The organism is Staphylococcus casei (genome assembly GCF_030294405.1).
Taxonomy (GTDB): Bacteria; Bacillota; Bacilli; order Staphylococcales; family Staphylococcaceae; genus Staphylococcus; species Staphylococcus succinus.
Genome location: NZ_CP125718.1, coordinates 249074 through 261051 on the forward strand (window position 1 = coordinate 249074; position 11978 = coordinate 261051).

Sequence of the window (11978 nt, forward strand, 5' to 3'; positions counted from 1 at the left end):
TCAAAAACTCCTTGAGCCTCATTGGTTTCAAGGGTTTTTTTGTATGAGAATGATTAAATAGAATAAATAAGTATTAATTTATACATAGGATAAGAGTTGAAATAAAAATATAATTCACAAAATATTTTGACAAATGTATATGTTATGAGTAATAATAAACTAAAGTAGACAAAAAGCACTCAGGGGTTGTTACAAATTGAAATATCGTATTAGTTTATTATTCGCTTCAGCTATTTTAATCACTTTAACTTTATTATTAACAGCGCATTATTCTATTGGACCGCATGCCATTAGCTTTAATGAGCCTTATGAATTAATAATAAATATTGCATTTACGTTATTATTGTTTTTGCCAGCCTTAATATTAGGTGTATTTAAATATACAGCAACAGGTATATTGTCTGGTATATGGCAATTATGTTTCGCTTTCATTTTTATAATGGGCGGATTAGTACTTACTTTTATATCACCAATTATTTTATTGTTATTCATGCTATTTTTGACTGGAATCGTATTGGTTATCAGTTCTATCGTCTCAATGACCACACGTTGATTTACTTTTATACATAGTTTTATTAGGCTATTATGTCTCTATTTATATGAGGGACATAATAGTCTTTTTTATAGATTTAAAAGTAAGCGCTTACTATAAGGGAGTCAAGGGTATAGAAGTGAATAAAGGGGGCTATACTATGATATTTACTAATCCAAATGAAAAAGATGCGAAGTATAAAGTCAAATCACAATATGCCAATTTTATTGGCGGTCAATGGACAGAACCTCAAGAGGGCAATTATTTTGATAACATTTCGCCAATTACAGGAGAAACATATGCCAAGATTCCAAAGTCTACAAAAAAGGATGTAGATTTAGCGGTTGTAGCAGCACGCAAAGCACAAGCAGACTGGGGGAAAAAATCTCCAGCCGAAAGATCACAATTATTACTTAATATCGCTGATAGAGTAGAAGCAAATTTAGAATATTTAGCAGTAATCGAAACATTTGATAATGGAAAGCCTGTTAGAGAAACACTTACAGCAGATTTACCATTAGTGGTGGATCATTTTAGATATTTTGCAGGGGTGATACGTGCAGAAGAAGGTGGCATCTCCCAAATTGATAACGATACAGTCGCTTATCATTATAAAGAGCCACTTGGCGTTGTAGGACAAATTATACCGTGGAATTTCCCGCTACTTATGGCAACGTGGAAGATTGCTCCAGCGTTAGTTACAGGTAATACAGTTGTACTTAAGCCAGCAGAACAAACGCCAGTATCTATTTTGCATTTTATTGAGTTGATAGAAGACTTATTACCAGCAGGTGTGTTAAATGTAGTAAACGGATTTGGTGCAGAAACAGGAGAAGCACTTGCGACGCATAATGATATTAATAAAGTAGCGTTCACAGGAGAAACTACGACCGGCAAAATTATTATGAAAAATGCTAGTGATCGTGTTATTCCGGTGACATTAGAGCTTGGTGGTAAATCACCAAACGTCTTTTTTAAAGATATTATGGATGAAAAAGATGAATTTTTAGATAAAGCAGTTGAAGGCTTAGTGATGTTTGCATTGAACCAAGGTGAAGTGTGTACTTGCCCTTCAAGAGCACTGATACATGAGGATATATATGAAGCGTTTATTGCTTTATGTATAGATAAAGTTAAAAAAATTAAACTTGGTAATCCTTTAGATGATACTACGATGGTAGGTGCACAAACTTCAAATGAGCAACAAGAAAAGATAGAGAAATACTTAAATATCGGAAAATCAGAAGGTGCTGAACTACTCGTCGGTGGAAACACTAGAAAAGAAAGTAATGATTTAGAAAAGGGATTTTATATTGAACCAACCATATTTAAAGGGACTCAAGATATGAGAATTTTCCAAGAAGAAATATTTGGACCTGTGCTTTCAGTCGCAACATTTAAAGATGATGATGAAGCAGTGCAAATGGCTAATGATACAATGTATGGATTAGGTGCGGGTATTTGGACACGAAATCAAAACACAGCATATCGTGCGGGCAGAGGTATTCAAGCTGGACGCGTGTGGGTTAATAATTACCATACTTATCCAGCACATGCAGCATTCGGCGGCTATAAAATGAGTGGCATTGGTCGAGAAAACCACTTAATGATGCTAGATCATTATCAACAAACTAAAAACTTGCTTGTCAGTTACGATACGAAACCAACGGGATTATTTTAATAAATAAAATAATCCAATAATAATACAACCCCTTGCAAAGGTTTAAATGGTAAACCTTTGCAAGGGGTGTTTTTTAAAGCACGTTACGTAGTTTGAAATTATGTTTTTATATTTGGTGAATCTTTGGAATATATAGAGTAACTATAACTAAAAATAGAATGGCGTGCGTATATGTATACGATTATTAGTTACAGTAAAGGGAGTATAATTTTTAAAAAAAGAAATGATAAAGAAGTGGCTGTGAATTTTAGAGTAATAGCAATTTCATATCATCATAATAAAAAAGAATTAATTGAATGTGCTCAAAAATTCATACGTTCTATGGGTGGTGAAATGAAATCTGTTCAATTTATAGTCTTAGATATGAATGATTCTGAAAGTTTAAATAGCAGCAGTAGATAAGAACTAAAATAATATGAATCACTAAAAAGCCTATTGTTGAAAAACAATAGGCTTTTTATATTGTAGTTTAATAATTTTTGCTATATAAACAAAAACATTCATTTAATTTGAATACATAAAAATACGTTTTTTATATGTAAAGTATTATATATAAAAAAATTACAAACTCACATGAAATACTTAAAAAATTATCGTATTGTGTTATGATGTAAAATGTAATTATTTTCAAAATATACAATGTGGAGGAAACTAATGAAAAATAATTGTAATTTTATGTCGAATCATTTGAATAAGTATTCGATAAGAAAGCTTACAGTTGGGACAGCATCACTACTTATAGGTGCAACATTAGTATTTGGATTAAATAAAGAGGCAAAAGCAGATGAAATAGAAAAAAATCAATTTGCTCAAAGCTCTGAATATTCAAATGAAAATTCTGAAACGCTTAAAGAAAATGATGAAGCTTCAACAATTAATGAAGAACACATTGAAAGCACCCCAACTTCAGAGAATCAACCAACTAACAATGTAGAAATTAAAAAGACTAACTTATCGCAAATTACTTCAGAAAACCGAAATACAGAGAATATAAATGTAGGGGAAGATAATGATAAAATTCAATTCCCTTCTAAAGAGAACGATATTATTTCAAATGTTGGTGATACAACAGAGGACGTAAAAGGAGATATAAATGATGAACTAAGCAAACCTAATACGTCTAAAAACTCAAAAAATGATTTTAATAAACAAAGCACTGTACATATACAACCATCTGAATATAAAGATAACGATGCTAACGTTGAAAATGAAAGTTCCAAAAATAAAACAACAGATGTACAAATACCACAAAATATAAAAACTCAAAATACATCATCAATAGCAAAGCAACATAAGCAAACTTCTAATGAATTAAGCGGTAAGAAGGAAGAGGAAAAGCGAATCCGAAAAACGCGAGCCACACATCTAACTGCTATGCGAAAGGTTAGACACAACTTCAAAAAAACACCTAAAATTTTGACAAGAGAGGCTACGGCAGCCAGAGAAGCTACTGAGGATAATTCATTGGAAACATTGCATTACTCAGATAACTATACGTTTCAGTCACTCATTTTTGACCCAGAAAATCTAACAGATAAAAGCGTTTTAAACAGTAAAGTCATTCCGTTTAAAATACATAGCTACTTAACAGGAGCTAATTCAGGAGATAGGTTTAAAATCAATTTACAGTTAGATACTTTTATAGCCGACCATGTCAAAAGCATTACCATCCATCCAGCGAATAGAAATAATGTTGTTACATTTAATCGTGTCATCAGTGATGCAGGTAAGAAGACTAATATTTGGCAAGTAAATTATATCAGAGCAAATGGAGGATTATTTGGCGGAGCAGAAATTCTCAGTCAATACACTGCTGAAGGAGGCAAGATTGAATTAGACGACACAGTAGAAAATATTTTAGCTAAAGTTAAAAATTTATCTAACAATAAAATGAATTATTTAATTTACGTTAAAGATTCCTTGGAAAATAAAAAAATTAGAACATCTGAAAGTAGTGGGTATTTTTTAACATTGTCTGATACTACTTATAATAATCTAAAGCATTCGAAATCTATTGCTGCTAATAATGCTTTTAAAGCAAGTAGTGGTTCAGTACAATACGATCCATCAATTGGTGAATTTGGTGGTCTTGTGGCAGATCAGCAAATATTAAAAAATGGAATATTTAATTATGGTGGTCCTTTATTAGATTTAGGTTTAAATAAGCAATGGACATATAATTATAAAATTGATCCAGTACTTTTACCATTTATTGGGTCATTGGAGTTACATAGATATGATTTTGAAGGTGTAGCAGGATTTGATAAAAAATATTACGAAAATAACAAAGTAGCTAACCTTACAGTTGATTCACAAGGTCATGGATCCATATCTGCTGAAAATTTAAATACACTAATAGAATTTAATAATTCATTACCAGAAACAGTTGGAATAAGAATAGTAGCTAAATTTAATCAAAGCCCAAATAATATATTAACCAGAGAAGCAGCGTTTGATGACAAAGGTGGAAATCTCATCGGTGAAACATCAAGAATTAAAGAAGACTTTACTTTTTACGGATATTTGACCGATAGCGATGGTGGTATGGTTGCCAATACTTTTGGAACATCATCTTATTATATTCAAGATATTGATCGAGATGGACTCACAGATAATTTTGAAATACATCGATCGCTTTCAGATCCTATGAATCAAGATACGGATAATGATGGTAAAAATGATGGGGATGAATATTTAATTCATAAAACATCACCTTTAGTAGGAAAACCAATCGTTCCAGATATTACTACAGATGACAATGTTGTCTCAGGAAATGTATACCTTTCACCAAACGCAATAGGACAAATAGCTAAAGTATTTAACGAAAAAGGTGAAGAACTAGGTAGAAATAATGTGGGACCTAATGGTGATTTTGCGATAGATATAGCTAATGCATTGGTTGGGCAATATACTATTGCCATTGAATCCCCTCATTACGACAATGATGAAATCAGTGAATTTAATATTATTGATATGCATGAAATATTAAAACCTACGCTTAATCCTATTACAGATGCTGATACAGAAATAACGATTCATGGTATAGAAGGGTCAACAGTTACTTTGCAAGATGATAATGGAAATATTATAGGTAGCGCTAAAATTGAGCAAGGAAAAAATGAAGTCTCAATAAAATTGCTAAAACCATTAAATGGTGGAACAAGCGTAACAGCCCTAGCAGAAAAAGATGGAACAGAAAGTTACCCATCAGATTCAATTATAGTTTCAGATGGAACGCCGCCGACAGCACCGACGGTGAATCAAGTGACGAGTGAAGATGGAGAAATTAGTGGAATAGCGGAGCCCGGGTCTACAGTCAAAGTAACATTACCAAATGGACAAGAGTTGACAACAGAAGCAGACAATCAAGGTAATTACATTATTGATTTATCGTCTAATGAGAAATATGAAGGTGGAGAAGTAATACAAGTCACAGCGACGGATGAAGCAGGAAACGAATCTGAAGAGAGTGAAGTGGTGATAGAAGATAAGACGCCACCGACAGCACCGATGGTGAATCAAGTAACGAGTGAAGATGGAGAAATTAGTGGAACAGCAGAGCCAGGATCCACAGTCAAAGTAACATTACCAAGTGGACAAGAACTGACAACAGAAGCAGATGCCCAAGGTAATTACATTATTGATTTACCGGAAAATGAGAAATATGAAGGTGGAGAAGTAATACAAGTCACAGCGACGGATGAAGCAGGAAATGAATCAGAAGAGAGTGAAGTGGTGATAGAAGATAAGACGCCACCGACAGCACCGATGGTGAATCAAGTGACGAGTGAAGATGGAGAAATTAGTGGAACAGCAGAGCCAGGATCAACGATCAAAGTAATACTACCAAGTGGACAAGAACTGACAACAGAAGCAGATGCCCAAGGTAATTACAGCATTAATTTACCGGAGAATGAGAAATATGAAGGTGGAGAATTAATACAAGTCACAGCGACTGATGAATCAGGAAATGAATCAGAAGAGAGTGAAGTGGTGATAGAAGATAAGACACCTCCGAGAGCACCAACGGTGAATCAAGTGACGAGCGAAGATGGAGAAATTAGTGGAACAGCAGAAGCAGGATCCACAGTCAAAGTAATACTACCAAGTGGACAAGAACTGACAACAGAAGCAGATGCCCAAGGTAATTACATTATTGATTTACCGGAGAATGAGAAATATGAAGGCGGAGAAGTACTACAAGTCACAGCGGTTGACGCATCAGGAAATGAATCGGAAGTGAATGAAGTTGTGATAGAAGATAAGACGCCACCGACAGCACCGACGGTGAATCAAGTGACGAGTGAAGATGGAGAAATTAGTGGAACAGCAGAGCCCGGGTCTACAGTCAAAGTAACATTACCAAGTGGACAAGAACTGATAACAGAAGCAGATGCCCAAGGTAATTACATTATTGATTTACCGGCTAATGAGAAATATGAAGGTGGAGAAGTAATACAAGTCACAGCGATTGACGGTTCGGGAAATGAATCAGAAGAGAGTGAAGTGGTGATAGAAGATAAGACACCTCCGAGAGCACCGACGGTGAATCAAGTGACGAGTGAATCGCCACAAGTGAGTGGAACAGCAGAGCCAGGATCAACGATCAAAGTAATACTACCAAATGGACAAGAGCTGACAACAAAAGCAGATACCCAAGGTAATTATATTGTTGATTTACCGAGCAACGAGAAATATGAAGGTGGAGAAACGCTACAAGTCACAGCGATTGACGGTTCAGGAAATGAATCAGAAGGGAGTGAAGTGGTGATAGAAGATAAGACACCTCCGACAGCACCAACGGTGAATCAAGTAACGAGTGAAGATGCCCAAATTAGTGGAACAGCAGAACCAGGGGCAACGGTCAAAGTAACATTACCAAGTGGACAAGAACTGACAACAAAAGCAGATGCCCAAGGTAATTACATTATTGACTTACCGAGCAATGAGAAATATGAAGGTGGGGAAACATTACAAGTCACAGCGACGGATGAAGCAGGAAATGAATCAGAAGAGCGTGAAGTGGTGATAGAAGATAAGACGCCACCGACAGCACCGACGGTGAATCAAGTGACGAGTGAAGATGGAGAAATTCATGGAACAGCAGAGCCAGGAGCCACAGTCAAAGTAATACTACCAAATGGACAAGAGCTGACAACAAAAGCAGATACCCAAGGTAATTACATTATTGATTTACCGGAGAATGAGAAATATGAAGGCGGAGAAGTACTACAAGTCACAGCGGTTGACGCATCAGGAAATGAATCGGAAGTGAATGAAGTTGTGATAGAAGATAAGACGCCACCGACAGCACCAACGGTGAATCAAGTGACAAGTGAAGATGAAGAAATTAGTGGAACAGCAGAGCCCGGGTCTACAGTAATTATCGTATTACCAAATGAAAAAGAAATAAAACATATAGTTGATAATAATGGTCACTTTGTGATTACTTTACCTAAAGATATTCATCTTCATGCTGGTGATATTATAATGATACAAGCTATAGACAAACATGGAAATGCTTCTGAACATGTGAATATGATTGTAACTAGGTCACAAACACCTGTTTCAAGTCGAGCAGACGAGCAACATAAACCAAAACAAATAAATCATTTAATAAATGAAATAGCAACCCAAAAATCTATTGAAAATAATACTATTGATGTGCCAGACCAATTGGTTAAAGTGAAAGATAAAGACGCAGTGAAAAATAATATAATATCATTGAGCAAGCAAAGTTTAGAGCGGATGAATCAATCTAATACTAATATGAATAGAGATAATACCGCGCTTAATTCAACCAATAGAAAAGAATCAGTACAACGAAACAAGCAATTGCCTAAAACTGGTATTAATTATGAGACACACAATATGTTATTGGGTAGTCTGTTCGTTACGATAGGAACGTTATTGTTACTTGGAAAACGTCGTAAAAAAACATCTTCAAATCAATAATATGAATCATTTACATTTTAAATTATTAAAATAAGTCTCAAAAAATGCCCCTATGTCTTAGTAGGGGCATTTTGGGTTTAAGCAAATGATGTATAGCTAATAAAATTAGTTTTATACTATGCATTGAAGGTGTAATATAATTTCTGCGACGACTACAGAACTGAACCCACGTAGGTGCTAATAAGTATAACGACTCCGACTACTACTGTTTTCTATCCTAATTTTGCGAAATCTGTCCAAGAGTTCTCGGTAGATACACCTGTTAAAAAGTAGTATCACATATATGTAAAATTTAAAGTTAAGCGTATAATGAATGGCATTATGATATATAAAGGAGCGTAAATGATGCAGCATGCATATAAACAGTTGATATTAGGAATGATTTGTTTGTGCATTGTTATGGCTATTGGTCGTTTTGCATACACGCCAATTATGCCATTCATGCAACATATAGAAGGAATGAATGACCAAAATGCAGGTATTCTAGCAACAATTAACTATTTAGGGTATTTGATTGGAGCGATTATCCCTATTTGGATTGTAATATTTAATAAAGTGACAGACTTAAAAATATATTTATTAATAAATATTATTACGACTTTATTAATGGGGGTTTCTGAGAATTTCACATTATGGATAACGTTTAGGCTTATTTCTGGCATAACAAGTGGTACCGTATTTGTTTTAGCATCGAATGTAACACTAGAAGCTTTGAGGTTAGCAAACAAAGAACGTATGTCAGGTATGTTGTATAGTGCAGTAGGTCTAGGCATTTTTGCAAGTAGTATATTTGTATTTATATTTACTACTTCTCAATCGTGGGCAATGACATGGGTAATACTTGGTTTATGTTCTTTAGTTATAGGAAGTTTAGTTGTTATGGGAATGAGACAAAACCCTACCTTCGATAATAGAGAGACAGTCACATATGAAAAAGTTCCTGCGTCTCGAGTTAAGCTGAATAAAAGATTTATGTTGTGGTTTTCTGTGTCTTATTTTTGTGAAGGTGCAGGTTATATCATTACAGGGACCTTCTTAGTAGCAATTGTTAAATCGATTCCAGCTTTGTCCGAGTATGCGGCCTTAAGCTGGATGTTTGTAGGCTTAGGCGCTATCCCTTCTACAATTCTGTGGTCTGTATTGGCTGATAAAATAGGACGCGGCAAGGCAATTTATCTAGCATTTATTTTACAAATCATAGGTGTGGTATTACCAGTATTCTCTGAAAGCATGGTCAGTCTCATCATTAGTTCACTATTATTTGGAGGCACGTTTCTGGGGCTAACAACATTATTTATGTCTGAGGGCCAAAATTTAATGTTCAAAAGTGAAAGTAAAATTAACTTAGTAGCCACTTTAACTGTAATATACAGTCTGGGTCAGATGATTGCGCCTACCGTATCAGGTGTATTGATTGGAAACAGCGGAAATTATAATGCAGCATTGATTTTTGCTTCAGTTATTTTAATTCTAGGGTTGTTAGCGAGTATGTATAGTTATAAGACTGCACAAGTATGAGGCAACAAACTTCAAACGATAAGAAAAGGGACTGAAATGATCAGTCCCTTTTCTTATCGTTGTCTAACCTATGAGGTTTAACGTTGTTTGATTGTTGCTGAAATAATGAAGGCGATTATCATAAATAATGTGATCATCATAACCACACCTGACCATTGAAATAAACCGTAGAAATAACCTGCTAAAGTGCCTCCGACAGAAGACCCCATGTAATAAAATAATAAGTATAAGCTTGAAGCTTGTGCTCTATGATGCTCAGCACGTCCGGCGACTACTGCACTTGATATAGCATGACCGCTGAAAAATGCATAAACACTAAAGGCTAAGCCAATTATTTTAAAACCCAATGGCGGTAAGAGGGTAATCCAAATTCCAAAAATTAACATGAGTATACTGAATTTCAAAGCATTTAACGTCCCTAACTTTGCACGTAATTTTGCGTTTAAAATAGAAGACAACATGCCAATGAGAAATAATAAGTAAATAAAACTGATGATACCATCGTGTAATTCATAAGGTCTAGATGCTAAAACAAAGCTAATATAGTTAAAAGCAGCAATATTACATCCTAAGAGTAAAAAACCTAGCATAAAGGGTTTTAATAACCGAATATTTTTTAAATGGTGGGCATAGCTAGAAAATAAATCCTTAATTGAAAAACGTTGCTTTTCAAAATGATTAGACGGTGGTAGTAGAATTGTGAATAGTAATGCAGCTATAACGCTTATAATTCCGATGGACAGTAAGCCTATTTGGTAGCCGTAGATACTTGAAATAAAACCTGTAAAAATTCTTCCAAACGCACCCCCAAAAGCATTTCCACTAATATAGATACCCATAGCTTCGGGCAAATTTTTGATGGAGATTTCTTCCCCAATATAGGCCATCGCTATAGAAGGTAATCCTGCTAGACAAATACCTTGAATGAACCGAATAATTAAAAACGTATTAAAATCTGTAATGAAGGATTGTACTAAAGCTAATATAGAGACAGAAATAACTGAGAATACCATAATTGGTTTACGACCAATGACTTCTGATATAGCACCAAAAAACAACATGGCTATGGCTAAAGTTAAAGTAGTTGAAGATAAAGCTAAACTTGCCATTGTTTCACTGACGTGAAATGTTTTTGTGAAATGAGGTATTAATGGTTGTACACTATACAGTATTGAGAATATAGTGAAGCCTGAGATGAAGAGGGCAACAATGATTTTTATGTATGATTTTGAACCCTTTTCAACATAGTTGTTACTTAGATTATCCAATTGCACTTACCTCACTTATGGTTGATGATTTTATGTTAGCATGGAATAGATAAGATGAAAAATGCATAATTATCATATAATCAATGTGTTTAGTGCATAAGAGGTGAAAGTAATGGAATGGCATCATTTTGAATACTTTAAACAATTAGCGAAATCAGAAAACATGTCTGAGACTGCAAAGACTTTAAATGTAAGCCAATCTGCATTGAGTAGGTCAATTAAAAATTTGGAAAAAGAATTAGGTGTCCCTTTGTTTAATCGAATAGGTAGGACGATAAAGTTAAATAAATATGGGACAGAATTTCTTCAAACGACAAATAATATTATAAGTGAAATGGAAATATATAGGAGTAATATTATCAATTCAACGCATGCCTATCACGGTAAACTGACGATTGGATTTTTACATTCTGTGGGTGTGACTTATATTTCAGAATTTCTTAAATCGTTTAAACTTAAATTTCCAGATATTCAATTAAAACTTGTACAGAACAATGCTAAAAATCTGTTGAAAATGGTAGACGACGGAGAGGCAGATATTGTAATTACCACTGTGTCTGAAATTACACAAAACACCCAATTTGAACCATTATTAAAGGAAGCGTTATACGTAACATTGAATGAAACGCATCCATTAGCGCAGCGAACAGAGATATCTATACAGGAACTCATTGATGAAAAATTTATTTTACTAAAACAAGACTACGTTTTAAGAGAGCAAGTAGATGAAATATTCAAAGCATATGAATTTAGTCCAGAAATTAATTTTGAAGGTGATGAGATGATTACTATTGCCGCTTTTATTAGCTCTGGATTGGGGATATCCATTTTACCGCATCTAAGAAATATAGAAATTGCAAATTTAAAGCAAATTCCAATTAAAAACTATGTAGCAAATAGAACGATAGGTATTTGTTATAAAAGTAAAAGTAATATGGTTCCTATTATTAATAAGACAAGAGAAAGTATTGTGGAATATTTTGAAAATCTGAAAAAGTAAATCGTTTCTAGAAGTCGAATGATG

At 34.3% G+C, this 11978-nt stretch carries 7 protein-coding genes; 6 read left to right on the forward strand and 1 reads right to left on the reverse strand.

Features of this window, described 5'->3' with window-relative positions; genetic code table 11:
• The first annotated feature begins 196 nt into the window (after positions 1 to 196).
• The 5 genes from QMO72_RS01090 to QMO72_RS01110 all read left to right on the forward strand — a co-directional run bounded on the left by QMO72_RS01090 (position 197) and on the right by QMO72_RS01110 (position 9686).
• Entirely contained in the window at positions 197 to 553 is a 357-nt protein-coding gene (locus tag QMO72_RS01090) for a hypothetical protein (RefSeq protein ID WP_103267419.1), read from the forward strand.
• A gap of 139 nt (positions 554 to 692) precedes the next feature.
• Positions 693 to 2213, forward strand: coding sequence for an aldehyde dehydrogenase family protein (locus tag QMO72_RS01095; protein ID WP_103267418.1), 1521 nt, complete (start codon positions 693 to 695; stop codon positions 2211 to 2213).
• Positions 2214 to 2384: 171 nt separating this feature from the next.
• Positions 2385 to 2615, forward strand: coding sequence for a hypothetical protein (locus QMO72_RS01100; RefSeq protein ID WP_103267417.1), 231 nt, complete (start codon positions 2385 to 2387; stop codon positions 2613 to 2615).
• 252 nt (positions 2616 to 2867) lie between these two features.
• A complete protein-coding gene (locus QMO72_RS01105) occupies positions 2868 to 8168 on the forward strand; it encodes an Ig-like domain-containing protein (RefSeq protein WP_286093222.1) in 5301 nt (1766 codons plus the stop codon).
• A gap of 342 nt (positions 8169 to 8510) precedes the next feature.
• Positions 8511 to 9686 carry a YbfB/YjiJ family MFS transporter gene (locus QMO72_RS01110; protein WP_286093223.1) on the forward strand — a complete coding sequence of 392 codons (1176 nt, stop codon included), beginning with the start codon at positions 8511 to 8513 and terminating at the stop codon, positions 9684 to 9686.
• Positions 9687 to 9763: 77 nt separating this feature from the next.
• Here QMO72_RS01110 and QMO72_RS01115 read toward each other — a convergent pair whose 3' ends face one another.
• Positions 9764 to 10954 carry an MFS transporter gene (locus QMO72_RS01115; protein ID WP_103267779.1) on the reverse strand — a complete coding sequence of 397 codons (1191 nt, stop codon included), beginning with the start codon at positions 10952 to 10954 and terminating at the stop codon, positions 9764 to 9766.
• 112 nt (positions 10955 to 11066) lie between these two features.
• Here QMO72_RS01115 and QMO72_RS01120 point away from each other — a divergent pair, with 112 nt between their 5' ends.
• Positions 11067 to 11954: a LysR family transcriptional regulator gene (locus QMO72_RS01120; protein WP_103267777.1), complete on the forward strand. Its 888-nt coding sequence runs from the start codon at positions 11067 to 11069 to the stop codon at positions 11952 to 11954.
• Positions 11955 to 11978: the final 24 nt, after the last annotated feature.

Coding starts and splice junctions, on each gene's coding strand:
- QMO72_RS01095 (WP_103267418.1), top strand. CDS start 693: ATGATATTTACTAATCCAAATGAAAAAGATGCGAAGTATAAAGTCAAA.
- QMO72_RS01105 (WP_286093222.1), top strand. CDS start 2,868: ATGAAAAATAATTGTAATTTTATGTCGAATCATTTGAATAAGTATTCG.
- QMO72_RS01120 (WP_103267777.1), top strand. CDS start 11,067: ATGGAATGGCATCATTTTGAATACTTTAAACAATTAGCGAAATCAGAA.
- QMO72_RS01110 (WP_286093223.1), top strand. CDS start 8,511: ATGATGCAGCATGCATATAAACAGTTGATATTAGGAATGATTTGTTTG.
- QMO72_RS01100 (WP_103267417.1), top strand. CDS start 2,385: ATGTATACGATTATTAGTTACAGTAAAGGGAGTATAATTTTTAAAAAA.